This is a genomic window from Castellaniella sp. WN (assembly GCF_054457555.1).
In genome coordinates, this window is record NZ_JBTKZC010000001.1 from 272,772 (window position 1) to 298,157 (window position 25,386).

The window sequence follows — 25,386 nt, forward strand, 5'->3', positions numbered from 1 at the left end:
CAACCTATCTGTCGCATTTTCTGAGTGACTCAAGCCGCCCGCTTGAGGTCTGAATTTCGCTTGGCACAGGACGCGTGACCCTTCTGCGGGTTGAGGAAGACCTCGTCGACTCTTGTCCAGTTGCGGGTCCTGCCGCTCCAGCGCTCCGGGTGCTTTTCGCGGGCCGCCCGATAGAGGGCATGGCGCCGTTCGAGCAGGCCGCGATCGCGCCCACAGTGACGCTGCTCAGGCGTCACGAAGCCGATAGCGCTGTGCCGGTGCTCGGTGTTGTACCAGCGCACGAACTCACCGACCCAGGCCCGGGCAGCCAGCAGACCGGTGAAGGGCTTGCGAGGGTAGCGGGGGCGGTACTTCAGAGTCCTGAACAAGGACTCTGAGTACGGGTTGTCATTGCTCACCGCTGGCCTGCTGAACGATGGCGCCACACCCAGCTCCCGTAGTGTCGCCAGCATGGTGGCGCCCTTCATCGGGGAGCCATTGTCGCTGTGTAACACCACCTGCCCTGGGAGGATGCCCTCGCGGCGGCAGATATCGCGCATCAGCTCACTGGCACGGGCGCTGTCCTCGGTGTCATAGACCTGCCAGCCCACGATGTGACGGCTGAACAGGTCAAGAAACAGGTACAGGTAGTAGTACTGGCCCCGCACGGTGGCGGGCAGATAGGTGATGTCCCAGCTGAAGAGCTGCCCTGGCGCAGTAGCCGTCAGCGCCCGAGGCCGATGCACCGGGCCAGGCGTGCGATCAGGCGTGCGATGCACCAGTTGCCCGGCGGTACGCATCAGCCTGTAGATCGTCGATTCACTGGCCAGATAGACCCCCGTATCCGCCAGGCGTGGCACGATCTGAGAAGCGGGCAGGTGGCCGTACTCGCTGCTGTTGACCACCCGCAGGATGCGATCACGCTCGGCATCGCTCAGGCGGTTGCAGGGCCGCTGTACCCGCGTGGGGCGCCCATCGCCTTGCTCCGGGGCCCGCCGCCAACGTTGCAGTGTGCGTGCGCTCAGATTGATTGCTTCACAGGCGCGTGCCTGTCGAGCACCAGCCGTGACCGCCTCAGTAATCAATGCCATGATCTGTCGGCGCTGTGTCAGTGAGGTCATTTGTCCTCGTCCTCCCACAGCGCCTGGTATTTTTTTTGCAGTACCAGCAGGGCTGCCGCCTCCGATAACGCCTTGTCCTTGCGGGCCAAATCACGGCGCACGCCAACCAGTTCCTCTTTGAGCCGACGCAGCTCCTGGATATCGGCTGCGGGCTTGTTCCCCGACTGTTCGAGCTCATGCTTCCAGGCCGTGAGCTGATGGGCGAAGATGCCCCGTTCCCGGCACCAGGCGTTGCGCGCCTCTTCGGCCAGAGAATGGGTCTCAAGCAGGGCCTGCAGCCGCTGTGCGGATGTCCACCGACTGGCGGGGGCCTCTTCTGAGGATTGCCTGCGCAAATGAGCCATCTTCGGATTGCGAATCCAGTTCTTCAGCGTATGGACCGACATGTTCAACTCCTGGGCCATGTCAGCCACCGTGCGCGTGCCGCGCTGCAGGGTCTTGCGGATCGCCTCCTCTTTGAAGGCCGTGCTGTAGGTCGTCAAATTCATCTAATCGTTCCAAATCCGATGCGACAACTAGTCTGACACAGGGGGACTGAGTATCAGCTGGCTGTGCAGGCGGCCGATGAGCGGGTGCGGCGGCTGACCAACGCGCTGGAGCAAAGTGCCGCCGACTGGCAGTTTGCGCCTACCGTGGCAGCCTTGCGGGCGCTACGCGGCATCGATACGGTCAGCGCCATCGGGCTGGTGTGCGAGATCGGTGACATCAACCGCTTTGCCACGGCGCGTCAACTTATGGGCTACCTGGGGCTGGTGCCCTCGGAGCATTCCAGCGGCGGCACGGTCAGGCGTGGCTCGATTACCAAGACGGGCAACGCCCACGCCCGGCGGCTGCTCACCGAGGCGGCGTGGAATTACCGTTTCCCGGCGCGCATGAGCAATGTCTTGCGCATGCGCAGTCGGGATCTTGCCCCCGAGATTCGCAACCATGCCTGGAAGGCGCAGCTGCGCCTGTGTGCGCGCTTCTCCCAGCTCGCGCACCGAGGCATGCAGCCGAACAAGGTTTGCGTGGCCGTGGCCCGTGAATTGGCTGGTTTTATTTGGGCGATCGCCCGCCAGGGCGCAATCCGTCAGCAGTAACCGGAGAGCAGTGGTACGAGGCGATGCGGTACGAATCACGATAGGAAGAATCCTCGAGAACACAATCAACAGAACCCCACGGGGCAACCTGCGTCACTATAGATCAGGCCCATAAATAGATTGAAATTCTGTCGATCTGATGCGATGCTTTGCGGATGGAAAAAGATGATGCAAGAAAGCTCAGTCCGGCCGAGCAGCATGAGAGGCGTCGGCAGGTGATTCGTGCGTACAAACGCGGACGAAGCAAACCTCAGATCGCCGTTGACGTTGGGCTGAGTCACACGGCGGTGAGCAAGGTGATCGCACGCTATGAGGCGGGGGGGATGCTGTCGCTGGCACCCCGTCGGCGTGGCCGTCGCCGTGGCGAGGATCGCGCACTGACCGCCGAGCAGGAACAGACGGTGTGCCGCATCATCTGCGACAAGCGCCCCGAGCAGCTGAAGATGGACTTTGCGCTGTGGAGCCGTGCGGCGGTTATGCAGCTGATCGAGCGCGAGTGTGGTGTGACGCTGCATGTGCGCTCGGTGGGCAAGTATCTGGCCCGCTGGGGCTTCACCCCGCAGAAGCCGATCAAGCGTGCTTACGAGCAATCGCCCGCCGCGGTGCAAACCTGGTTGGAGGACACGTATCCGGCCATCGCCGAACGTGCCAAGGCCGAGGGCGGCGAGGTCCACTGGGGTGACGAGACGGCGCTGGTGAACACCGACGTGCGCGGTCGCAGCTATGCGCCCAAGGGCAAGACTCCGGTGGCGATGGCCATTGGCGGGACGCGGCAGAAGCTGTCGATGATCGCCAGCGTCACCAACCAGGGCAAGGCACGCTGGATGATCATTGATGGCGCGTTCAATCACGAAAAGTTGATCGAGTTCTTCGAGTCGCTGGTCCAGGATGCCGGGCGCAAGGTGTTTCTGATCCTGGACAACCTGGGCGTGCATCACTGCAAGCCGGTGAAGGCGTGGTTGGCCGCACACTCCGATCAGATGGAAGTGTTCTATCTGCCCAGTTACAGCCCCGAACTCAATCCCGAAGAACGCTTGAATGCCGATCTCAAACACGTCATCGGGCGCAAGGTTCCGATACGCACGAAGGCCAAACTACGCGCCGCTGCAGAAGAGCACATGCAAGTCGTCGCCAGCGAGCCGGCACGTGTCAAAGCCTACTTCCAAGACTTCCACGTCAAATACGCTGCGTAAAACTGTTTGAGGGCCGGATCAATAGAGCGAGGCAGCTTCCACGACGGATCGATGCACGGTGGTAACCAACCCACGGATATCAGTCTGATCCATCGTCGCAGCAGCAGACTGGTGCCGCATCGCCCCGTACCACTGAGCATCAACAGATAAAATCATTTTTATTTCTATTGACAGAAAGCGACCATATCAGTGTTCTGTCTGGCTAATTCCGATTCTTACCTTCGGCGCCCGGGCTGGCCATGCTGCGTTGCTTGTTCACCTCACCGCTTGCAAGCGGTTCGGATTCGTCAGGCACGGAGCAGTCCGCAGATACAAGGGACTGCTCCGTGTCCAGACTCATCCTCGCGATAGCACCGGCTATCGCTGCGGGTTGCGCCTTGCCTGACAAGCCCATGCATCCGAATTCAAGTGACCAAACTCACCAGACAGGACACTAGTACAACATCCCTTAAATACTTTGAATAATTAATCGCCTCGGCTATCATGTCGTGATGAACCGAGGCCGCCCTGCAACGCCAGTGAAGCTGGCAAAGAAGGACAGACAGGAACTGCTGTCGCTGATCGCGCGCAAGACCGCTACGCAGCGCGATGTCATGCGTGCACGAATCGCCTTCGGTGATTGTCAACCTATCTGTCGCATTTTCTGAGTGACTCAAGCCGCCCGCTTGAGGTCTGAATTTCGCTTGGCACAGGACGCGTGACCCTTCTGCGGGTTGAGGAAGACCTCGTCGACTCTTGTCCAGTTGCGGGTCCTGCCGCTCCAGCGCTCCGGGTGCTTTTCGCGGGCCGCCCGATAGAGGGCATGGCGCCGTTCGAGCAGGCCGCGATCGCGCCCACAGTGACGCTGCTCAGGCGTCACGAAGCCGATAGCGCTGTGCCGGTGCTCGGTGTTGTACCAGCGCACGAACTCACCGACCCAGGCCCGGGCAGCCAGCAGACCGGTGAAGGGCTTGCGAGGGTAGCGGGGGCGGTACTTCAGAGTCCTGAACAAGGACTCTGAGTACGGGTTGTCATTGCTCACCGCTGGCCTGCTGAACGATGGCGCCACACCCAGCTCCCGTAGTGTCGCCAGCATGGTGGCGCCCTTCATCGGGGAGCCATTGTCGCTGTGTAACACCACCTGCCCTGGGAGGATGCCCTCGCGGCGGCAGATATCGCGCATCAGCTCACTGGCACGGGCGCTGTCCTCGGTGTCATAGACCTGCCAGCCCACGATGTGACGGCTGAACAGGTCAAGAAACAGGTACAGGTAGTAGTACTGGCCCCGCACGGTGGCGGGCAGATAGGTGATGTCCCAGCTGAAGAGCTGCCCTGGCGCAGTAGCCGTCAGCGCCCGAGGCCGATGCACCGGGCCAGGCGTGCGATCAGGCGTGCGATGCACCAGTTGCCCGGCGGTACGCATCAGCCTGTAGATCGTCGATTCACTGGCCAGATAGACCCCCGTATCCGCCAGGCGTGGCACGATCTGAGAAGCGGGCAGGTGGCCGTACTCGCTGCTGTTGACCACCCGCAGGATGCGATCACGCTCGGCATCGCTCAGGCGGTTGCAGGGCCGCTGTACCCGCGTGGGGCGCCCATCGCCTTGCTCCGGGGCCCGCCGCCAACGTTGCAGTGTGCGTGCGCTCAGATTGATTGCTTCACAGGCGCGTGCCTGTCGAGCACCAGCCGTGACCGCCTCAGTAATCAATGCCATGATCTGTCGGCGCTGTGTCAGTGAGGTCATTTGTCCTCGTCCTCCCACAGCGCCTGGTATTTTTTTTGCAGTACCAGCAGGGCTGCCGCCTCCGATAACGCCTTGTCCTTGCGGGCCAAATCACGGCGCACGCCAACCAGTTCCTCTTTGAGCCGACGCAGCTCCTGGATATCGGCTGCGGGCTTGTTCCCCGACTGTTCGAGCTCATGCTTCCAGGCCGTGAGCTGATGGGCGAAGATGCCCCGTTCCCGGCACCGGTGATTGTCAACCTATCTGTCGCATTTTCTGAGTGACTCAAGCCGCCCGCTTGAGGTCTGAATTTCGCTTGGCACAGGACGCGTGACCCTTCTGCGGGTTGAGGAAGACCTCGTCGACTCTTGTCCAGTTGCGGGTCCTGCCGCTCCAGCGCTCCGGGTGCTTTTCGCGGGCCGCCCGATAGAGGGCATGGCGCCGTTCGAGCAGGCCGCGATCGCGCCCACAGTGACGCTGCTCAGGCGTCACGAAGCCGATAGCGCTGTGCCGGTGCTCGGTGTTGTACCAGCGCACGAACTCACCGACCCAGGCCCGGGCAGCCAGCAGACCGGTGAAGGGCTTGCGAGGGTAGCGGGGGCGGTACTTCAGAGTCCTGAACAAGGACTCTGAGTACGGGTTGTCATTGCTCACCGCTGGCCTGCTGAACGATGGCGCCACACCCAGCTCCCGTAGTGTCGCCAGCATGGTGGCGCCCTTCATCGGGGAGCCATTGTCGCTGTGTAACACCACCTGCCCTGGGAGGATGCCCTCGCGGCGGCAGATATCGCGCATCAGCTCACTGGCACGGGCGCTGTCCTCGGTGTCATAGACCTGCCAGCCCACGATGTGACGGCTGAACAGGTCAAGAAACAGGTACAGGTAGTAGTACTGGCCCCGCACGGTGGCGGGCAGATAGGTGATGTCCCAGCTGAAGAGCTGCCCTGGCGCAGTAGCCGTCAGCGCCCGAGGCCGATGCACCGGGCCAGGCGTGCGATCAGGCGTGCGATGCACCAGTTGCCCGGCGGTACGCATCAGCCTGTAGATCGTCGATTCACTGGCCAGATAGACCCCCGTATCCGCCAGGCGTGGCACGATCTGAGAAGCGGGCAGGTGGCCGTACTCGCTGCTGTTGACCACCCGCAGGATGCGATCACGCTCGGCATCGCTCAGGCGGTTGCAGGGCCGCTGTACCCGCGTGGGGCGCCCATCGCCTTGCTCCGGGGCCCGCCGCCAACGTTGCAGTGTGCGTGCGCTCAGATTGATTGCTTCACAGGCGCGTGCCTGTCGAGCACCAGCCGTGACCGCCTCAGTAATCAATGCCATGATCTGTCGGCGCTGTGTCAGTGAGGTCATTTGTCCTCGTCCTCCCACAGCGCCTGGTATTTTTTTTGCAGTACCAGCAGGGCTGCCGCCTCCGATAACGCCTTGTCCTTGCGGGCCAAATCACGGCGCACGCCAACCAGTTCCTCTTTGAGCCGACGCAGCTCCTGGATATCGGCTGCGGGCTTGTTCCCCGACTGTTCGAGCTCATGCTTCCAGGCCGTGAGCTGATGGGCGAAGATGCCCCGTTCCCGGCACCAGGCGTTGCGCGCCTCTTCGGCCAGAGAATGGGTCTCAAGCAGGGCCTGCAGCCGCTGTGCGGATGTCCACCGACTGGCGGGGGCCTCTTCTGAGGATTGCCTGCGCAAATGAGCCATCTTCGGATTGCGAATCCAGTTCTTCAGCGTATGGACCGACATGTTCAACTCCTGGGCCATGTCAGCCACCGTGCGCGTGCCGCGCTGCAGGGTCTTGCGGATCGCCTCCTCTTTGAAGGCCGTGCTGTAGGTCGTCAAATTCATCTAATCGTTCCAAATCCGATGCGACAACTAGTCTGACACAGGGGGGCACCAGGCGTTGCGCGCCTCTTCGGCCAGAGAATGGGTCTCAAGCAGGGCCTGCAGCCGCTGTGCGGATGTCCACCGACTGGCGGGGGCCTCTTCTGAGGATTGCCTGCGCAAATGAGCCATCTTCGGATTGCGAATCCAGTTCTTCAGCGTATGGACCGACATGTTCAACTCCTGGGCCATGTCAGCCACCGTGCGCGTGCCGCGCTGCAGGGTCTTGCGGATCGCCTCCTCTTTGAAGGCCGTGCTGTAGGTCGTCAAATTCATCTAATCGTTCCAAATCCGATGCGACAACTAGTCTGACACAGGGGGCCTTGGAGGCGCATGAGGGCCATAGCAGCACGGTCATTGCGCGCAAACTGGGAGTATCGGTGCAAACAGTCTGCCTGTGGCGCAAGCGCATTGCTCAGCAAGGCGCCCAGGGTATTCGTGAAGGCGAACGCAGCGGTCGCCCGGCGCGCATCACGCACGAAGAGCGGCTGCAACTGATCGCACTGGCGTGCGAAGCGCAGGAGCCTGAGGGGCGGGTCACTCCCACGCTCGACGAGATCGTGGCGCGCGCGTTGGAACGCGGTGTCGTTGAGCAGATCAGCCGCAGCCACGTGCAGCGCATCTTGCAGGCCGGCGATGTGCGTCCGCACCGGGTCCAGCAATGGCTGCATAGTCCGGATCCGGCCTTTCGCGAGAGGGTCAACGAGATTTGCAAGTTGTACCGCAGAGCGCCTCGAGATGCGGTGGTGCTTAGCATCGACGAGAAGACCGGCATCCAGGCGATTGAGCGCAAGCACCGGGGCCGCGATCCCGCGCCGGGGCGGCTGCGTCGGCGCGAGTTTGAGTATGTCCGCCATGGCACCCAGTCGTTGATCGCCGCGCTGGATGTGCATACCGGGCAGGTGACGGCGGACTGTGGCGATCGGCGCACCCAGGCCGATTTGCTGGCCTTCATGGAACGCCTGGCCGCTGCGTACCCTGACCAGCAGGTGCATGTCGTCTGGGATAATTTGAACACGCATCGCGCCCAGGCCGTCTGGCAGGCGTTCAATGCGCGGCATGCCGGACGGTTTCACTTTCACTTCACGCCATTGCACGCGAGCTGGGTCAATCAGATCGAACTCTGGTTTGCCCGGTATACACGCCGAGTGCTGCGCCATGCCAGTCACACCAGCACTGCGCACCTGCGCGAGCGCACGGCACAATTTGTCCGCACGCATAATCAGGCGGCACGCCCGTTCAAATGGAGTTTCCGGGGCTATCCGCTACAAACCGGCGAATCATAACGAGGAGCGACATGCCAGCCTTATCCGCCAAAGAACACGCCACCCACTTGCAACGACAACTGCGCCATCTGCTCGGCCATGAGCAGATCGCTACGCAAACCTACGGGCATCATCTGCTGATCAAACGTGTGGACGATGAACAGTTGACCGTGGTGGCGCGGCTGACCGAGTTGGACCGTAATCATTATGGCGCGGCTTTTCGAAGCCATAGTGGGCGTTGGGAACCGTTGCCAGGCACAGGCTCGCTCGACGAGATGGCACAGGTGGTCGCCACACTCTTGCAGCCGTATTTGCAGCCCGATAATTATTAAACCTATTTACAGGATGCTGTACTAGCCCGGCGCGAGGCGCCTGGAAATCCCGGCCTTCGCCTTTCTATAGTAGATCGCGCAGGCGACCGGAATCAGCGTGGGCAGGATGATATAGAGCGGAGAGAGCACCGGGCTGTGGAAGTGGTCCAGCGGCGCGGCGTCCCGGATGTCGTAGAGTCCCAGCGCGTGGAAGGCCAAGTCGAGGAACAGGTAGCCGATCAGGTGATAGCTCATGATGGCCTTCGATTCCTTGCCGGTCGCCTCGAACAGGTCCATCTTCTCGCTGGACAGCACCCAGGACAGGTAGAACGTCGAATAGATGCCGCAGCAGATCCTGACGAACGCCATGAGGAATCCGTCCGGGTATTTGCTCCAGGCCATCACGACCGCGTGGTCGAAGCCCGTTCGTGAGGAAACGTACATGATGAAGAACGCGGCGATGAATCCGTACAGGCTCAGGCGCTTCCACAGGAACGGCCTGGCCACGTAGCCGGCCAGGTAGAAGGCGGATGCGACGCAGCATTGGCTCAGGTAGTTGTAGCCGATGTCCCGGCCGGTCTGGAAGCGGCCGGCGAAGGTCTCCATGCCGAGGTATCCCAGTGCCGGGATCGCCAGGATGTAGACTCCGGATGCGAATTTCCATTCGTGCGTCGCCTTGATGAGCGGGAACAGCGCGGACGATGTGACCGCATAGCAGACGATGAACCAGAGGACGAGAAAATAGGTGTTCTGCTCGAAGTTCGACCGGTAGTTGGCGCGCAGGATCTCGAGGATGGAACCGTTGAACGGATCGCCCTGGATGTCGGCGCCCAGGCCGTCCCTGAACAGGACCGCCACCGACCCGATCACCAGATAGGTTGAATCACCCCGGGAATCGCGGAGGCTGTTTGGTTAAAGTAAAACCGCCTCAGCAGCGGGTGTTGCAAGCACTTGATAGTACCGTTGTTCGGCCTCGGCGGGGGGGATGTCGCCAATCGATTCCAGCAGCCGCTGATGATTGAACCAGGCCACCCATTCCAAGGTGGCTAATTCCACGGCAGCCTTGGTCTTCCAGGGGCCACGCTGATGAATCAGTTCTGCCTTGTACAGGCCGTTGATGGTCTCGGCCAGGGCGTTGTCATAGGCGTCGCCCGTGGCCCCCACCGAAGGGCTGATACCCGCCTCGCCCAGCCGTTCGGAATAACGGATCGACACGTACTGCGAACCGCGATCCGAATGATGGACAAGGCCTGCGGCCGGATCGGGGTGCCGGTCGTAGAGCGCCTGCTCCAGGGCATCGAGCACGAAGTCTGTGGTCATCCGCGAGCTCGTGCGCCAGCCCACGATGCGCTTGGCATACGCATCGATGACGAAGGCCACGTACATCCATCCCTGCCAAGTGGATACGTAGGTGAAGTCAGCCACCCACAGGCGATTGGGTCGATCAGCATGGAAGGCCCGACGCACCAGATCGCGCGGGCAGGGTTTGGAGGCATCGGGAACCGTCGTGCGTATCCGCTTGCCCCGGCGCACTCCCTCGATCCCCAGGCGGCCCATGAGTCGCTCGACCGTACAGCGGGCAATGGGCATGTTCTCCCGATGCATCTGGCGCCCCCGAGTTCGACAGTTAGAACCGCAACTCATTGATTTATAAAGAAGCGCCTTAAAAACGCTCCATTACAGATTAACGAAGGCCTCAGTTGCTGTGAGCTTTCCAACCTGCAGGCTCTTCAGGATGGCCGCCTGTTCGGCATCGATCGTCGAGATGCCCGTGATGGATTTGCCGCCCGGCAGCACGACCCGGTGGGTCTGGATGCGACGCAGAATCGACAAGGCGCGCTCGGGCGAGACCACGTCGGCCACGGGCTGTTCGCGCAGCCGCATGCGTATGACCCGTTGCAACACCAAGGCAATAAAGCAGATCATGGCGTGTGCCCGGATGCGATCGGGGCGTCGGTGGTAGACGGGTCCGATCTCAATTTCGGACTTGAGCACCTTGAAGCCCCGCTCGATGTCGGCCAGGGATTTGTAGCGGCTAATCACATCGGCTGGCGCCAGATCGCAGACGTTGGTGATCAGTAGCAGCTTGCCATCCATGGCGCGTGCCAGGGCCAGCGCCTTTTCATTGACCTGGTAGGTGAAGAGCTCACTTTTAAGGTCTACCCGGATGATGCGTGCGAGATGCGCTTCGCAGACCGCGTGATAGAACCGGGCGCGCGCGCCACCATCGGAGAGCTTGCGGCCTTTGCCGCGTACCCCAGCATCCTGGGCGTCCAGTTTGCCGACCCACTGGGCGGCCTGGGCTTCGAGCGCTGCAATTTTCTGATCGCGCTGGGCCGTTTGTTCGGCAGCCCGGTACCGATCATGGGCAACAACCAACCGCAGCCCTTGCCACGCCTGTTCGCCCACGATCTCGGGGCTGTCGCTCTCGATAGCCGCTTGGTTGATCGGTTCGAGCAGCTCGGCAAACTCGTTGTACCGTCGGCCGGGGACCGCCAGAATGAATTCCAACGGCTGGCCATTGGGCAGGCGCATGGCTTGCAAGTCTGCGAGGTTGTCAATCGACAGCAGCCCTCGATCGGCGACGGCGATTACCCGGCGCACCGGGAAGCGATCCATGACCTTTTGCAGCGAGGCCTTCAGCGTCCCCACTTCGGCCGTATTGCCTTCAAAGATCTCGTGATAGAGCGGGATGCCTTCAGCGGTTTGCACCAGCCCCAGCATGAACTGACGGGCAATGATGCCTTCCTTGGACTTGCCAAACTGGCGAATGTCATCCGTTTGCTCAGAGAGCCCTTCGGCACGAATCGTGGTCATGTCGTAGAAGACCACCGACAATTCTTCACTTACCAAGGGTTTGACGGCTGCGACCAGCGCCTGATCGATGACGGCCTGGTGCTCCACCATCGCGTCCATGGTGCGCAGCAATTGCTGGTGCTCAACCGATGCCAGATCGGTATCGGGAAAGCTGACGGTCTGTAGCCAGCGCAGGGTCCCAAGCTTTGAATCGGCATCGCTCAGGCGATTAAAGACCATGACGCGCAGTAGCGCCTCCAGGTCGATTTTGTGGCGGGTGCGCTGGCGCAGCACCTGACGCAGGCGATCCAGGCCCAGCTGCTTCCAGATCTGAGTCAGTGCCCAAAGGTCCCCGATGGCTCGTGAAGAATCGAAGCGGGCGGTGCCATCATCAAGCGCTGGTGAAGGCTCTATGCCCAGGATGCGCGCCAGGCCTTCGTGCAGGGACTTGATGGAATCACCCATCTGGTCCAAACGGCCAAGTGTCGCCACAGTGCGCTGCTTGGGGCACCCAGCGTCGTCGCGGTAGGCCTCCACGAGCTGCACATAGCGGCGGGGGCCTGACTTGGTGACTTTGATAAACATGCCATTACTATAATCACATATACACAGTATAGTCAATGCGCAATTATGATAACGTGCCATTACAAAATTATCGTTGTAATTCTGTGAAAGCCGCGTCGTTACTGCGTTTCGATCAAAAAGCAGGGGTCAAACTGTCGAACTCAGGGGGGATCGCCAGGAAACACGTGCTGTACGGGATCTCGACCTGAATCACCCCGGGTTTTGAGGAGGCTCCAAGCTTTGAGAGAATGGAGCCATGGTCAACAATCAAACCAAATTTTCACCTGAGATCCGTGAACGGGCCGTGCGCCTGCTCCTGGAACACCGCGACGAGTACGCGTCGCAGTGGGCTGCCGTCACATCGATTGCACCCAAGATTGGCTGCTCGCCGCATTCGCTGCTCAAATGGGTTCGGGCCCAGGAGGTGGAGACGGGTGTACGTGCCGGTATCCCGCAGGCCGAGCAGGAACGCATCAAGGCGCTGGAGCGCGAGGTCAAGGAGCTGCGCCGAGCCAACGAGATTCTAAAGACGGCCAGCGCTTTTTTCGCCCAGGCGGAGCTCGACCGCGTCCTGAAGAAATAAACGCCTACATCGATCAGCACCGAGACTTGTACGGGGTCGAGCCGATCTGCAAGGTATTGCAGGTCGCCCCGTCAGCCTACAGGCGCCATGCCGCCCGGTGTCGCAATCCAGATCTACGCAGCCACCGGGCCAAACGGGACGAGCAGCGCATGGTCGACATCTACCGCGTCTGGGATCAGAACTTCCAAGTCTACGGCGCGCGCAAGATCTGGCGCCAGATGCATCGGGAGAACATGCCCATTGCCCGCTGTACGGTCGAGCGACTCATGGGCCGCCTGGGGATCGAGGGAGTGCGCCGGGGCAAGCGGATACGCACGACGGTTCCCGATGCCTCCAAACCCTGCCCGCGCGATCTGGTGCGTCGGGCCTTCCATGCTGATCGACCCAATCGCCTGTGGGTGGCTGACTTCACCTACGTATCCACTTGGCAGGGATGGATGTACGTGGCCTTCGTCATCGATGCGTATGCCAAGCGCATCGTGGGCTGGCGCACGAGCTCGCGGATGACCACAGACTTCGTGCTCGATGCCCTGGAGCAGGCGCTCTACGACCGGCACCCCGATCCGGCCGCAGGCCTTGTCCATCATTCGGATCGCGGTTCGCAGTACGTGTCGATCCGTTATTCCGAACGGCTGGGCGAGGCGGGTATCAGCCCTTCGGTGGGGGCCACGGGCGACGCCTATGACAACGCCCTGGCCGAGACCATCAACGGCCTGTACAAGGCAGAACTGATTCATCAGCGTGGCCCCTGGAAGACCAAGGCTGCCGTGGAATTAGCCACCTTGGAATGGGTGGCCTGGTTCAATCATCAGCGGCTGCTGGAATCGATTGGCGACATCCCCCCCGCCGAGGCCGAACAACGGTACTATCAAGTGCTTGCAACACCCGCTGCTGAGGCGGTTTTACTTTAACCAAACAGCCTCCGCGATTCCCGGGGTGATTCACTCCTCCGTTCGAACGACTCTGGACAGCGAGTTTCAAGAGCGCCGGACGGTTGCCAGCGGCAAGAACAGGGTAAGCGGCGAATCTGGCAGCGCCATGAAGCCGTGGTGCCGGTAGAAGGCCGCTGCCGCTTCGTCCTTGGCGTCCACCATCAAGGCGAAGGCGGCAATCTCCGAGCGAGCGGCCCGGTCGAGCGCATCGGCCAGCAGAGCGCCACCAAGCCCCTGGCCTTTGAATGCCTGATCGACAGCCAAGCGTCCCATGCGAACAGCGGGCACGGTTGGATAGCGCGGCAGCTTCTTGCCTATGCTGGCCGGAAGGTCAGCCAGCAGCAGGCTTGCCGACGCCAAGGTGTAGTAGCCCGCAATGCGCTGCCGGTCTGCCAAAGCCACGAAACAGGCCGCTACGCGGCGACGAATGTCCTGGGTGACTTGTTCTCTCAGGTAGCGATCCAGCGGCTCCGAATCGCTGTGGAAGGCTGTGCGCTCATGGGTTGCACCAAGCGGCGCGAGTAGGAACGGTGCATCACTCATTCGGTGCGCAGGAGCTTACTACGACGAGCAAAGGCACGTTCCAAGGCAGGGGTCGGTTTCGGTGGCGACAACAGAGCTTGCGCAAAGCATTCCTGATCGGCCAGCGACAGGCGGACGACCTCGGCTTGCTCGATGGCGCGTTGCGCTGCATCCTGCACTGCAGACACCACGAAATCTGTCATGGTGCGGCCTTGAAGCTCGGCGGCACGCTTGAGCATCGAATGCAGATCGGTGCTGATTCGGGCTTCGAGACGGGCGGTAGAGATGGCGACAGTCATGGCTTTGTCCTCTGACGCAAATCATACGGCAAATTGCCGTACAAATCAAGATGAATTTTTCAACGGTTCGGCTTACCGCGCTCTAGAAAGGTTTCTTCATGTCGAACGGTGTAGACCACGAACAGAACGGCCGAATAGGCAAAGCCGATATCTGGTAGCTGATCAACATGGCTTGTCTCGCGCCCGGTCGATGTGTTCCCAGCACCGCAAGATCCACAAGCGTGTAAACGTGCTTTTTGACTACTGCACTGGTGCGTTCAAGGAAGCAATCGAACGGGCTGGGATTGACTTGCCGCAAGGCCAGCTAACCCATGTGCTGCGCCACACCTTCGCCAGCCACTTCATGATCAACGGCGGCAACATCCTGACTCTGCAACGGATACTCGGGCATAGAGACCTGAAGACAACGATGCGATACGCACACCTCGCACCGAGCCACCTAGAAGCAGCCAGGACACTGAACCCAATTTCTGCGTTGACACTTGGTTGACAGAATGCCCAAAAACAAAAACGCCAACCTTGTGAAAGATTGGCGTAAGTGCTTGATACTGCTCGGTATCCTGTGGCTCCCCGACCAGGGCTCGAACCTGGGACCTGCGGATTAACAGTCCGTCGCTCTACCGACTGAGCTATCGGGGAACTGCGAAGAAGCGAAACTATAGCATAAATTTCTGCGGGCGCGCAAAGCGCATTGCCCCATGCGCAAAGCTCAATGCGCGCCCGCCGAGGCCCCTGATCCGCCGTGCGTCGCCGACTTCGGCCGGGCCAGCCAGATCAGGCCGATCAGGACCAGGAAGATCAGCGCCGAGGCGTAGAAGATGTCGGTGGCCGACATCGTGTAGGCCTGCTGGTTGATGACCTGGTCCAGCATGCCCGCGCCATGCTGCGGGTCCACGCCCAGGCCCTGCAGGCCGCCCATGATGTGGTCGAAGGCCGGCTCGCCGGGGCGGGCGACCTCGGTCAGTCGGCTGTGGTGCAGCGAGGCGCGGTTGTCCCAGATCGTGGTGGTGATCGAGGTCCCGAAGGCGCCGCAGACCAGGCGGAAGAAGTTCGACAGGCCGGCGGCGGCGGGGATCCGGTCGGGGCTCAGGCCCGACAGGGAGATCGTCGTCAGCGGGATGAAGAACGTCGCCATGGCCGCCCCCTGGATGAAAGTGGGCAGCATCACTGTGTACAGGTCCACGCTGGTGTTGAACTGGGCGCGCATGTAGCTGATCAGGGCGAAGATCAGGAAGGCGATGGTGGCGATCGGACGCGGGTCGTGGCGGGCCAGCAGCTTGCCCACCACCGGCGACAGGATGATCGCCAGGATGCCCACCGGGGCCGAGGCCACACCCGCCCAGGTGGCCGTGTAGCCCATGGTGTTCTGCAGCCACAGGGGCAGCAGCACGACGGTGCCGAAGAACACGCCGTAGGCGACCGACAGGGCGATGGTGCCGGAGGTGAAATTGCGCTGCGCGAACAGGGTCAGGTCCACCACCGGGTGCGCGGCGGTCAGCTCCCAGATCACGAAATAGACGAAGGCCACGGCCGTGACCACGGCCAGCACGCAGATCAGCGGGCTGGCGAACCATTCCAGTTCCTTGCCCTTGTCCAGCATCAGCTGCAGGGCCCCCACCCAGGCGACCAGCAGGAACAGGCCCATGCGGTCGATGGGCAGGTGGACGCGGCGCGTGTCCCGCGTCTTGTAGACCTGCCATGAGGCCCAGCCGGCGATCAGTCCGACCGGTACGTTGATGTAGAAGATCCAGGACCAGGCGTAGTTGTCCGAGATCCAGCCGCCCAGCAGCGGTCCGGCGATGGGGCCGACCAGGATCGTCATGGACCAGAGCGCCAGGGCCATGCCGGCCTTGGCCCGGGGGTAGCTGGCCAGCATCAGGGATTGCGACAGGGGGATCATCGGCCCGGCCACGGCGCCCTGCAGCACGCGGAAGAACACCAGAGATTCCAGCGACCAGGCGAAGCCGCACAGCCAGGAACTGACGACGAACAGCAGGACCGACAGCACGAACAGGCGCACCTGGCCGAAGCGCTGCGTCAGCCAGCCGGTCAGCGGCACGGTGATGGCGTTGGCCACGGCGAACGAGGTGATCACCCAGGTGCCCTGGGTGGCGCTGACCCCCAGGTCGCCGGCGATGGTGGGGATGGAGACGTTGGCGATCGACGAATCCAACACGTTCATGAACACGGCGGCCGACAGGGCGATGGTTCCGAAGGCGCGGGCGCTGCCTTCCAGAGGCGGGTAGCCTCCGACGGACGGCCGGGCCGGGGCGGCGGGCGCCTCCGGCGTCCGTCCGGCCTCGTCTTCCGGAGTAGCGGTCGTAATGCTCATGAGCCGATGTTGTCCTGGATGATCTGGCGGATGCGGGCGTCGACCTCGGCCGGGTCATGATCGTAGACCGGGGTGCTCAAGGCGGGTTCGGCCGCGGGGCCGTCCCGGTCTTGCCTGTCTTCTTCCCCCCGTTCGGGGGCGGGGGACAGGTCGACCTCGACCGTCATCGACAGGCCCACGCGCAAGGGATGCTCCTGAAGCTCCTTCGGGTCCAGCCGGATGCGCACGGGTACCCGCTGGATGACCTTGATCCAGTTGCCGCTGGCGTTCTGCGCCGGCAGCAGGGCGAAGGCGCTGCCGCTGCCGGCGGCCACGCCGATGACCGTGCCGTGATAGACGACTTTCCTGCCGTACAGGTCGGAGGTCAGCGTGGCCTTCTGGCCGGGCCGCATGGCATCGAGCTGGTTTTCCTTGAAGTTGGCTTCCACCCACAGACTGCCCAGCGGCACGATGGTCATCAGCGGCGTGCCTGGCTGGATGCGCTGCCCCAGCTGGACGGAGCGCTGGGCGACCATGCCGCCCACCGGTGCCAGGACCCGGGTGCGCACGCTGGCGAGCCAGGCTTGGCGCACCTGGTCGGCGGCCTGCAGCACGTCGGGATGGGTGGCCACGGTGCTGCCCCGGGTCAGGGCCTGGTTGGTGGCCAGCTTGGCGCGCGAGGCGGCCAGTCCGGCGCGGGCCTGGGCCAGTCCGGCTTCGGCGGACTTCACGGCGACCTGGGCGTGCAGCAGTTCCTCGCCGCTGACGCCGCCGGTGCCGCGCAGCGCGTTGCGCCGCTGCAGGTCGTTGCGCGTCTTGCTGAGCAGGGTTTCGGCCTGCGCGACGTTGGCCTCGCCCACGGCGACGTCGGCCGCCAGGGCGTCATTCTGCACGAACAGGGTCTGGGTATGGCGCACGGTTTGGGCGAGGGCGGCTTCGGCCTGGGCCAGGGCGATGTCGGTGTCGCTGCCGTCCAGGGTCACGAGGCGTGCGCCCTGGGCGACGGCCTGGGTTTCTTCGGCCCCGATGGCGACCACCGTGCCGGGGATCTGGGCACTGACTTGCACCAGATTGCCGTGGACGTAGGCGTCGTCCGTGGATTCGTAATGGGCGGCGAAGAGCAGCCACCACGCGCCGTAGAGCAGGGCGGCCAGGACGAATGCGCCGGTGGCCCAGAGCATCAGGCGGGTGCGGGCGGGGGAGTTGCTGGGGCTGGATGCGGTCATGATGCGATCGAAGGGATGGTCATTGTCGGGTCGGGTTCGGGGCGGCGCGCGGCGCGGTGTCGTCCTGGACGTAGCCGCCGCCCAGGGCGGTGGCCAACTGCACGTCCAGGATGTAGGCGCGGGCGTGCAGGTCGGTGGTCTGCACGGTCTGCTTCAGGGCTTCGCTCTGCGCCAGCAGCACCTGGACGAAATCGCCCAGGCCGGCCTTGTAGCGGCTCAGGGCCACGTCGTAGGCCGAGGCGATGGCCTTCATGCTGGCCTCCTGGTGGCGGATCTGCTCGTGCAGGGACCGGATCGAGTCGCGGGCGTCGGCCGCCTCGCGCAGGGCGCCCAGGACGGTTTCGTTGTAGCGGGCGATGGCCTCGTCGCGCTCGGCGCGGCGGCCCTCCAGCCGGGCGTTCAGGCCGCCGGCGTTGAAGATGGGCAGGGTGATGACCGGACCGGCGCCGTAGTTCTCGCTGCTGCCGCGCACCAGTTTGTCCAGACCCAGCGACAGGTAGCCGAAGGTGGCCGACAGGTCGATGTTGGGCAGGAAGTCGGCCTTGGCGGCGGAGACCTCGGCCCCGGCCGCTTCAGCCTGCAGGCGGGCGGCGGTGATGTCGGCGCGGCGGCCCAGCAGGGCCATGGGCAGGCGGCCGGGCACTTCGGGCGGCAGCGCGGCGCCCGGACGCGCGGCCAGGGCCGGCAACTGTTCGGGCGACTGGCCCAGCAGGGCGGCGAGTTGGTGATGCAGCAACTGGACGTTGTTGCGCGCCTGGCTGAGCTGCACCCGGGCGGAGGAGACTGCCGAGTCGGCCTGGTCCACGTCCACCTGGGTGCCCAGGCCATTCTTGTAGCGGTCGCGGGTGATGTCCAGGGCTTCCTGCAGCTTGCCGGCGATGTGGCCGATGGCGTCGGCCTGGGCCTGGGCGTTCTGCAGCTGGAAGTAGGCCTGGGAGATCGCCGAGACCAGCAGCACGCGGGCCTGCTGGCGGCTGGCTTCGGCGGCGGCGGCGCGCTGGACCGCGGCACCGGCCAGCGCGCGCTGGCGCCCCCACAGGTCCAGATTGAAATCCAGCTGCAGTCCCAGGCCGGTGTCGGTCTGGTACGAGCCGCCCAGCGGCGGCGGATAGATGTAGTTTTCGGTGTAGCGCTGCCGCGTCAGGTGATAGTTGGCGTTGACTTGCGGCCACTGCACGGCGCGCGCGCCGCGCGCGGCGGCCCGGGCGATGCGCACGCGGGCGGCGGCGGCGTCCAGGGACGGGTTCGATCTCAGGGCCTGGTCGATCAGGTCGTCGAGTTGAGCGTCTTGGTAGTGGGTCCACCACCGGTCGCCCGGCCAGGCGATGGCATCGCCGGACAGCCCCAGGGTCTGGGCATCGAGCGCCCGGGTGGCGGGGGCGCCCGGATCCATGGGGGCGCAGGCGGAAAGCGACAGGGCGAGCAGCAGGGGAATGAGCGGTTTCATGCTGACAGGAAGCTGAATATTGTTGATAGAGTCTGTATCTGACTAGTCAATGATGAGGCGCAAGCAGGCGGACGAGCGGGTGATTGGCCGGGGTCAGGGGTTGTCGGGACGATCCGCCGCTTGCTGGAGGTGCTGTTCGCCATTGGCGATCATGCGCTTGAGCAAGGCGATCAGCATACGGATTTCGTCTTCGGAGAAGCCGCTCAGGTGAATGTTCAGCGCCTGGGCGATGGCGGGCAGGATCCGGGCGCCCACCGAGCGGCCCGTGTCGGTCGGCACGATCTTCACGACGCGCCGGTCTTCCGGCACGCGTTCGCGCCGCACGAAGCCCTTGGATTCCAGGCGGTCGAGCATGCGCGTGGTGGCGCCCGTGTCCACGTCCAGGGTGCGCGCCAGTTCGGCCGGGGTGTCGATGCCGCGGTGCAGGATCAGCAGCAGGGGGCGCCACTGGCTGGCCGTCAGGCCCATGGGGCAGGCCCGCAGGTCGATGACCCGGTGCAGCAGGGTATGCACATGCTTGACGAGCAGCCCGACGTTGCGTTCGGGGCCGAGATCGCCAACGGCGCTGCCGTAATATTGGCAGACGCCATCCTGCGGAGAACTGGAGTGACCGTCGGGCCTGGTATCGTGCATGTTAAAATTCTATCAGATCAATATCTGACTAGACAAATAAAAATGACGGCCCCCTCCCGCGGCATGTTCTGGACCGGCTTCTTGCTGGCGGGCCTGGGGGCCGTGCTGTTCTCGGCCAAGGCGATCGTGGCCAAGCTGCTGTACCTGCGCGGAGTGGACGCGCTGGACGTGATCGGCTTTCGCATGCTGCTGGCGCTGCCGTTCTTCGCCGGCATCGCCCTGGCGCAGATGTCCCGCGCGCGCCGCGGGCTGCTGGCGCGGCTGGACCGGCGCGACAGCTTGCGCATCGCGGTGCTGGGCTTCATCGGCTATTACTTGTCCAGTTTTCTGGATTTCCTCGGGTTGCAATACATTTCCGCTGGCCTGGAGCGCCTGATCCTGTTTCTTGCGCCGACCTTCGTGCTGCTGTTTTCCGCCTGGTTCCTGCACAAGCCCATCGCTCCGCGCCAGTGGCTGGCCATGGCCTTGGCCTATGGGGGGGTGGCTCTGGTGTTCTGGGCCGACCTGTCGATCACGGGCGACGATGTCGTCCTGGGCTCGGTCTGCGTGCTGGGCGCGGCGGTTTCCTATTCCATGTACCTGATCGGCTCGGGCGAACTGGTCGAGCGGATCACGGCCACCCGATTGACGGCTTATGCGATGACGGTGTCGGCCGGGGTGACGATGGTGCATTTCTTCGCGGTCAAGGGTCTCGCCGGGTTGGACCGGAGCCTGCCGGTATACGGTCTGTCGCTGATCCACGCGACGGTGAACACAGTGCTGCCGACGTTCATGATCATGGGGTCGGTGGCGCGCATCGGGGCGCCGCTGACGGCCCAGCTGGGTCTGCTGGGGCCGGTGTCGATCCTGTTCCTCGCGTGGCTTTTCCTGGGCGAACCGATCACGGCGCTTCAGGTGGCGGGCACGATTCTGGTGGCGATTTCCGCCATTGTGCTGGGACACCGGCCGAAAGCGCGGAACTGAGCCCGCCTGTTCGGGCGAGGTCGTCCCGCGGACCCGCCGGCCGGCCCGGCGGGACGATTATTTCATTCCTTCCTCGATCTCGTCGCGGTGCACGTCGTGGGTGATGAACCCGGCCGCGTTTTCGGGCATCGCCAGGTACCGGGAATGGGCCAGCGTCTTGCGGATGTCCTGCAGCCCCGTGGCCCAGTGCTCCCGCATCGTCGCCAGGCCGAACTGGTAGTCGCGGAAGTGCTGCTCGTAGGGCTTGTCGCGGTAGATCAGGTGGATGATGTTGCTGCGTTTGTCGCTGGCCAGATCGGCGGCCAGCCTGCAGGCCGGGTCGCCGTCGCGCTGCCCGGCCGGCACGCGGTCCAGGACCTGGCGTAGCAGGCGCTGCATCCGGCGGTAGGCCTGCATCTGGTCGGTCACAAGCCGGGTGCGGCTGGAGTAGCGGATGTCCTGGACTCGGTCGCCGACTTCGCTCAGGCTGCGCGGCACCGGGCCGCGCGCCGACCACAGGTCCACCTGGAACACCAGCGTGTCGCGGGCCAGGTTCTGTTCCAGGATCCAGGACAGGGGAGTGTTGGACACCAGACCGCCGTCCCAGTAATACTCGCCGTCGATCTCGATGGCCGGGAAGGCCGGGGGCAGGGCGCCCGAGGCCATGAAGTGCTCCGGTCGCAGGCGGACGTGGCGATTGTCGAAGTAGGCGAAGTTGCCGGTGCGCACGTTGACGGCGCCGATCGACACGCGCAGCCCGCCGTCATTGATGCGGTCGAAGTCGCACAGGGACTCCAGCGTTTCCTTCAGCGGGCGGGTGTCGTAGTGGCCGACGCAGGCCGGGTCCAGGGCGGCGGACAGGGCCGCGGGCGGGAAGCGCGGGCGGAAGAAGCCTTTCTGTCCGACCATCAGGGCGCTGCCGGCGTGCAGGGCGCCCAGGAACTGGCGCGCCAGGTCGTTGATCTGGAACAGGCTGTGTTCCAGCAGCGGATTGGCCACCGGGCCGACGTAGGGCTGGCAGATGGTGTTCCAGAAGGAATGAAGCCGTTCGATGCGCCGTTCGGCCGGGTTGCCGGCAATGATGGCGGCGTTTAGCGCGCCGATGGAGATGCCCGCCAGATCGGTCAGTTCGATGCCCGCCTCGTGCAGGCCTTCGTAGACGCCGGCCTGGTAGGCGCCCAGGGCGCCGCCGCCTTGCAGCACCAGGGCGCGGGTTTCGTAGGCGTGGGCCGTGACGGCGGGGCGGGATTCAGTCTTGGGCATGAGGTATGGTCTTCAGTGATTGCAGGAAAGCTTCGATCAGGGCGCCGCGATAGCGGCTGCGGTGCAGCACGATGGACAGGCGCCGGTCCAGTCGCAGGAACGGTGTGCGCAGCACGCGCAGCCGGCCCGTCGCCACGGCGTCCAGGGTGGCGGCGTAGGGCAGGCAGGCGATGCCCAGGCCGGCGATCACGGCCTGCTTGATGGCCTCGATCTGGCCCAGTTCGAGCAGGATGCGCCCCGGGGGCAGCGCGGTCATGGCCTGTTCGGTCAGGCTGCGGGTGGCCGAGCCGCGTTCGCGCAGGACCCAGCGCGCGTCCGCGAAATCCCGGGGCTGCAGCCGCGCGCGTTGCGCCAGGGGATGCGCCGGAGCGGCGCAGACGACCAGCGCGTCGTCGCGCCAGGGCAGGGTTTCGAGCTGGGCATGATGCACGGGACCTTCGACGCAGGCGATGTCGACGGCATGGTCGAGCAGCATGCGCGTGATGTCACGGGTGTTGTCCACGGTCAGGTGCAGGGCGACCATGGGATGTTGGGCAGCGATGGGGCCCAGAAGTTCCCCCACCAGATAGTTGCCGACCGTATTGCTGGCGCCGATGCGCAGTTCACCTTCCAGGGCGCCGCGGGCGTCCCGATGGCGGCGCTGCATGTCGTTCAGGCGCTCCAGGATCTCGCGGGCGAGGGGCAGCTGTTCCGCGCCCTGGGCGTTCAGGCGCAGGCGGCCTCGCTCGCGGTCGAACAGGGCGACGCCCAACTGGCGTTCTAGTTCGCCCAGCGCCATGCTGACGGCGGGCTGGGTCAGGTGCAACTGGTCGGCGGCCTGGTGCACGCCCCCGGCCGTGGCGACCGCGACGAAGACTTCGATCTGGCGGATGCTGAGGCCGAGCATGGAGGTCGGATCCCCTTGGCGAATATCAGTTTTATTTATATCACGGCCGGTGAAAATCCGGGATGACTGATGGACGGCGCGTGCCGCCCTGCGTATCCGCGCCTTGCGTCTCGCGCGGTTCCGCCTCAGGCGAACCAGGACGCGGGGCTCTTGCTCAGGGCCACGCCGACGATATAGGCGAAGATCGCCACGGCGAATACGGCGGCGACCAGCCGTGCCCGGGGCGTGCGGCCGCGCTTGATGGCGTACGAGCCCACGCCGATGTAGGCGATCAGCAGCACGATCTTGGTCAGGATCCAGGGCTGTTCGGGGCCGATCATGGCCGCCAGGATCACGCCGCAGGTCAGCAGCACGGTGTCGATCACGTGCGGCAGGATGCGTACCAGGCGGTTCTGCAGCAGGGGCGATCCGGTCACGGACCAGTAGGCCCGGATGAGGAACAGGACGATGCTCAGGCTGACGGCCGTGACGTGCAGATGCTTGATGGGGAAGTAGTAATTCATGGCATGGGAAGCGGGTGCGGCGGACCGATGCGGCCAAGGCGAGTGTACCGTACCGGGGAACGCCGGGCCGCCATGACCCGGTCGTCGGCGCGGGTTCACTCGATCGGATTCAGAGTCCAGCCACCGCTTTCGCCCTGCAGAGACAGTTCGAAGCCATGATGCCGGCGCAGGGTGCTGCGGTGGCCCACGCTGATGATGCGGGCCTCCGGCAGCTGTTCTCGCAGCAGGCGGTACATGGCGTCCTCCAGGCCCTCGTCCATGGCGGACGTGGCCTCGTCCAGGAACGCGGCCTGCGGCCGGGCGATCAGCAGGCGGCCGAAGGCCAGGCGCTGCTGTTCCCCCAGCGACAGGATGCGGCTCCAGTCGTCTTCGACGTCGAGCCGGTCGCGCAGGTGACCCAGCTGCACGCGGTCCAGGATGGCATCATCCTGTCCGGGCGGGACCGCGTCGGCTGGCTGCGGGTAGTGCAGGGCCTGGCGCAGGGTGCCCAGGGGCAGATAGGGCTTCTGGGCCAGGAACAGGGCGGAGATGTCCGGGCGGATGATTTCGCCCGATCCGTGCGGCCAGATGCCGGCGATCATGCGCAGCAGCGTGGTCTTGCCCGAACCGGACGGACCACGCACCAGCAGCGGCTGGCCGGGGGCGACTTCCAGGCTCAGGTCGCGGATCAGTGAGTGGCCGTCGGGGCGGTTCACGGTCACGCCCAGCAGCGCCAGGCGGCTGCCGTCCTGGTGGGTGCGCGGCAGTTCCATGGCGCGGGCCGCGTCGATGGTGTCGTCGAATCCGGCCAGACGCTCCAGCGTGGCGCGGTAGGTGGCGAAGCTGTCGTAGATGTTGCGGAAGAAGGACAGATTGTCCTGCAGGCGGCCGAAGGCCTGGGCGGTCTGGATCAGGTCGCCCAGACTGATCTGCTTGGAGAAGAATCGCGCTGCCTGGAGGATGAAGGGAAAGACCACGGCGGTCTGGGTCACGACGAAGTTGAAGCCGAGGAATTTCAGGGACCGGTGGATGATGTCCCAGGCGTTGCCGATCACCTGGGCGAAGCCGTGGCGCAGCGTCCGGCCCTCGACGCGCTCGCCCCGGTAGAAGGCGATGCTTTCAGCGTATTCGCGCACGCGTACCAGAGCGTAGCGGTAGTCGGCGTTCAGCTTTTCGTTCAGGAAGTTCAGCCGGATGAGCGGCTTGCCGATCCAGATGGCGAACAGGGTGGCCAGGAATACGTAGATGAAGACCAGGAACACCATGGCACGGGGGATTTCGTGACCCAGTACGGTCATGGGGCCGGACAGGTTCCACAGGATCACGGTGAAGGCGATGGTGGATACGAGCGCGTTGATCAGCCCCACGGCCAGGGTCATGGAGCTCTGGGCGAAGTTGGTGATGTCCTGCTGGATCCGCTGGTCCGGGTTGTCGGCCAGGTGGCTGAGCGATTGCGAGCGGTAGTAGGCCTGGCCCTGCATCCAGCGGCTCAGCAGCTGTTCATTGAGCCATTCGCGCCAGTGCACGACGAAAGCCTGCTGCACGTAGAAATCGAACAGGGAGCGGATCACGTGGACGGCCGCCAGCAGCGAGAACAGCAGCATGGCCGCCCAGAAGCCTGGTTCGTCCAGTGCCTGCAGCGCGCTGTACATGGTGTTGTACCAATTGGAAAACAGCACGTCCAGGCGCACGGCCGCGAGCGTCAGCAGCAGGATCAGCGCGACGCCGGCCAGTGGTTTCCAGCTGCGGCGCGGGGAGAAGTAGCCGGCGCTCAGGCGACGGAACTGCCGTCCCCAGCGCGTGAGGCGTGTCAGGCCCCAGACGACGGCGACGCCGATCAGCAGAGTGAGCGCGTAAGCTTTGGCCAGCCACAGGCCGCTTTCGATCAGGACGTCTTGCCATTGCATGGGAGTGCGGTTCCTTGATGGGTGATCGGAGGCGCCCGCCGAACCGGCGAACCGGCCGAGCTT

General features: G+C 64.0%; 19 protein-coding genes, 1 tRNA gene, 5 pseudogenes and 1 other annotated feature. Of the genes and pseudogenes, 7 read left to right on the forward strand and 18 right to left on the reverse strand.

The window, feature by feature from the left end; all coding sequences use genetic code 11:
* Positions 1–29 precede the first annotated feature (29 nt).
* A pseudogene (locus ACTPOE_RS01215) lies at positions 30–1,588 on the reverse strand (IS3 family transposase).
* 45 nt (positions 1,589–1,633) lie between these two features.
* On the opposite strand from ACTPOE_RS01215, the pseudogene ACTPOE_RS01220 reads away from it, so the two are divergent.
* A pseudogene (locus ACTPOE_RS01220) lies at positions 1,634–2,179 on the forward strand (transposase); the annotation flags it as partial.
* A gap of 155 nt (positions 2,180–2,334) precedes the next feature.
* The gene (locus tag ACTPOE_RS01225; protein WP_458870376.1) at positions 2,335–3,372 is read left to right on the forward strand and encodes an IS630 family transposase; all 1,038 of its coding nucleotides are present in this window, start codon (positions 2,335–2,337) and stop codon (positions 3,370–3,372) included.
* A 652-nt stretch (positions 3,373–4,024) separates the two neighbouring features.
* Here ACTPOE_RS01225 and ACTPOE_RS01230 read toward each other — a convergent pair.
* The 3 genes and pseudogenes from ACTPOE_RS01230 to ACTPOE_RS01240 all read right to left on the reverse strand — a co-directional run bounded on the left by ACTPOE_RS01230 (position 4,025) and on the right by ACTPOE_RS01240 (position 7,230).
* On the reverse strand, positions 4,025–5,095 hold the full coding sequence (locus tag ACTPOE_RS01230; RefSeq protein ID WP_458870377.1) for an IS3 family transposase: 1,071 nt from the start codon (positions 5,093–5,095) through the stop codon (positions 4,025–4,027).
* A 264-nt stretch (positions 5,096–5,359) separates the two neighbouring features.
* Positions 5,360–6,918: pseudogene (locus ACTPOE_RS01235) on the reverse strand (IS3 family transposase).
* A gap of 27 nt (positions 6,919–6,945) precedes the next feature.
* Positions 6,946–7,230, reverse strand: coding sequence for a transposase (locus ACTPOE_RS01240; protein ID WP_458870378.1), 285 nt, complete (start codon positions 7,228–7,230; stop codon positions 6,946–6,948).
* Between the two features lie 44 nt (positions 7,231–7,274).
* Between ACTPOE_RS01240 and ACTPOE_RS01245 the strand changes: the two are divergent.
* Positions 7,275–8,240: pseudogene (locus ACTPOE_RS01245) on the forward strand (IS630 family transposase); the annotation flags it as partial.
* A gap of 11 nt (positions 8,241–8,251) precedes the next feature.
* Positions 8,252–8,551 carry a hypothetical protein gene (locus ACTPOE_RS01250; RefSeq protein WP_458870379.1) on the forward strand — a complete coding sequence of 100 codons (300 nt, stop codon included), beginning with the start codon at positions 8,252–8,254 and terminating at the stop codon, positions 8,549–8,551.
* 21 nt (positions 8,552–8,572) lie between these two features.
* Here ACTPOE_RS01250 and ACTPOE_RS01255 read toward each other — a convergent pair whose 3' ends face one another.
* From ACTPOE_RS01255 to ACTPOE_RS01265, 3 genes and pseudogenes are all read right to left on the reverse strand, one after another.
* Complete coding sequence (locus ACTPOE_RS01255; RefSeq protein WP_458870380.1) at positions 8,573–9,388, reverse strand: hypothetical protein; 816 nt, start codon at positions 9,386–9,388, stop codon at positions 8,573–8,575.
* A gap of 54 nt (positions 9,389–9,442) precedes the next feature.
* Positions 9,443–10,141 (reverse strand): annotated as a pseudogene (locus ACTPOE_RS01260) (IS3 family transposase); the annotation flags it as partial.
* Positions 10,142–10,207: 66 nt separating this feature from the next.
* Positions 10,208–11,911, reverse strand: coding sequence for an IS1634 family transposase (locus tag ACTPOE_RS01265; protein ID WP_458870344.1), 1,704 nt, complete (start codon positions 11,909–11,911; stop codon positions 10,208–10,210).
* Between the two features lie 235 nt (positions 11,912–12,146).
* Here ACTPOE_RS01265 and ACTPOE_RS01270 point away from each other — a divergent pair.
* Positions 12,147–13,384 (forward strand): IS3 family transposase gene (locus ACTPOE_RS01270; RefSeq protein WP_458870381.1). Its coding sequence is split into 2 segments (ribosomal slippage): positions 12,147–12,429 and positions 12,429–13,384, totalling 1,239 coding nucleotides; the frame shifts between segments, so codons are not numbered across the junction.
* Positions 12,428–12,544 (forward strand) — a sequence feature (AL1L pseudoknot). (Overlaps the previous gene by 117 nt.)
* 66 nt (positions 13,385–13,450) lie before the next feature.
* Here ACTPOE_RS01270 and ACTPOE_RS01275 read toward each other — a convergent pair.
* On the reverse strand, positions 13,451–13,948 hold the full coding sequence (locus ACTPOE_RS01275) for a GNAT family N-acetyltransferase (protein ID WP_458870382.1): 498 nt from the start codon (positions 13,946–13,948) through the stop codon (positions 13,451–13,453).
* Positions 13,945–14,226, reverse strand: coding sequence for a type II toxin-antitoxin system TacA family antitoxin (locus ACTPOE_RS01280; RefSeq protein ID WP_458870383.1), 282 nt, complete (start codon positions 14,224–14,226; stop codon positions 13,945–13,947). Before ACTPOE_RS01280 ends, ACTPOE_RS01275 begins: the two co-directional genes overlap by 4 nt.
* On the opposite strand from ACTPOE_RS01280, the gene ACTPOE_RS01285 reads away from it, so the two are divergent.
* Positions 14,225–14,716 (forward strand): tyrosine-type recombinase/integrase, encoded by a 492-nt coding sequence (locus ACTPOE_RS01285; RefSeq protein ID WP_458870384.1) that lies wholly within the window; start codon positions 14,225–14,227, stop codon positions 14,714–14,716. The genes ACTPOE_RS01280 and ACTPOE_RS01285 overlap by 2 nt on opposite strands.
* 73 nt (positions 14,717–14,789) lie before the next feature.
* Here the strand turns inward: ACTPOE_RS01285 and ACTPOE_RS01290 are convergent.
* The 5 genes from ACTPOE_RS01290 to ACTPOE_RS01310 form a co-directional block, all read right to left on the reverse strand.
* Positions 14,790–14,865 (reverse strand) — tRNA-Asn (locus tag ACTPOE_RS01290).
* A 70-nt stretch (positions 14,866–14,935) separates the two neighbouring features.
* A complete protein-coding gene (locus tag ACTPOE_RS01295) occupies positions 14,936–16,558 on the reverse strand; it encodes a DHA2 family efflux MFS transporter permease subunit (protein ID WP_458870385.1) in 1,623 nt (540 codons plus the stop codon).
* Positions 16,555–17,763: an HlyD family efflux transporter periplasmic adaptor subunit gene (locus tag ACTPOE_RS01300; protein WP_458870386.1), complete on the reverse strand. Its 1,209-nt coding sequence runs from the start codon at positions 17,761–17,763 to the stop codon at positions 16,555–16,557. Before ACTPOE_RS01300 ends, ACTPOE_RS01295 begins: the two co-directional genes overlap by 4 nt.
* A 19-nt stretch (positions 17,764–17,782) precedes the next feature.
* Positions 17,783–19,210 carry an efflux transporter outer membrane subunit gene (locus ACTPOE_RS01305; RefSeq protein WP_458870387.1) on the reverse strand — a complete coding sequence of 476 codons (1,428 nt, stop codon included), beginning with the start codon at positions 19,208–19,210 and terminating at the stop codon, positions 17,783–17,785.
* 93 nt (positions 19,211–19,303) lie between these two features.
* Entirely contained in the window at positions 19,304–19,843 is a 540-nt protein-coding gene (locus ACTPOE_RS01310; RefSeq protein ID WP_458870388.1) for a MarR family winged helix-turn-helix transcriptional regulator, read from the reverse strand.
* Between the two features lie 24 nt (positions 19,844–19,867).
* On the opposite strand from ACTPOE_RS01310, the gene ACTPOE_RS01315 reads away from it, so the two are divergent.
* Positions 19,868–20,806 carry a DMT family transporter gene (locus tag ACTPOE_RS01315; protein ID WP_458872721.1) on the forward strand — a complete coding sequence of 313 codons (939 nt, stop codon included), beginning with the start codon at positions 19,868–19,870 and terminating at the stop codon, positions 20,804–20,806.
* Positions 20,807–20,863: 57 nt separating this feature from the next.
* Here ACTPOE_RS01315 and ACTPOE_RS01320 read toward each other — a convergent pair whose 3' ends face one another.
* The 4 genes from ACTPOE_RS01320 to ACTPOE_RS01335 all read right to left on the reverse strand — a co-directional run bounded on the left by ACTPOE_RS01320 (position 20,864) and on the right by ACTPOE_RS01335 (position 25,323).
* Positions 20,864–22,048 (reverse strand): DUF3734 domain-containing protein, encoded by a 1,185-nt coding sequence (locus ACTPOE_RS01320; protein WP_458870389.1) that lies wholly within the window; start codon positions 22,046–22,048, stop codon positions 20,864–20,866.
* On the reverse strand, positions 22,035–22,934 hold the full coding sequence (locus ACTPOE_RS01325; protein ID WP_458870390.1) for a LysR substrate-binding domain-containing protein: 900 nt from the start codon (positions 22,932–22,934) through the stop codon (positions 22,035–22,037). Before ACTPOE_RS01325 ends, ACTPOE_RS01320 begins: the two co-directional genes overlap by 14 nt.
* A gap of 125 nt (positions 22,935–23,059) precedes the next feature.
* Entirely contained in the window at positions 23,060–23,437 is a 378-nt protein-coding gene (locus tag ACTPOE_RS01330; RefSeq protein WP_458870391.1) for a SirB2 family protein, read from the reverse strand.
* Positions 23,438–23,532: 95 nt separating this feature from the next.
* On the reverse strand, positions 23,533–25,323 hold the full coding sequence (locus tag ACTPOE_RS01335; protein WP_458870392.1) for an ABC transporter ATP-binding protein/permease: 1,791 nt from the start codon (positions 25,321–25,323) through the stop codon (positions 23,533–23,535).
* Between the last annotated feature and the right edge of the window lie 63 nt (positions 25,324–25,386).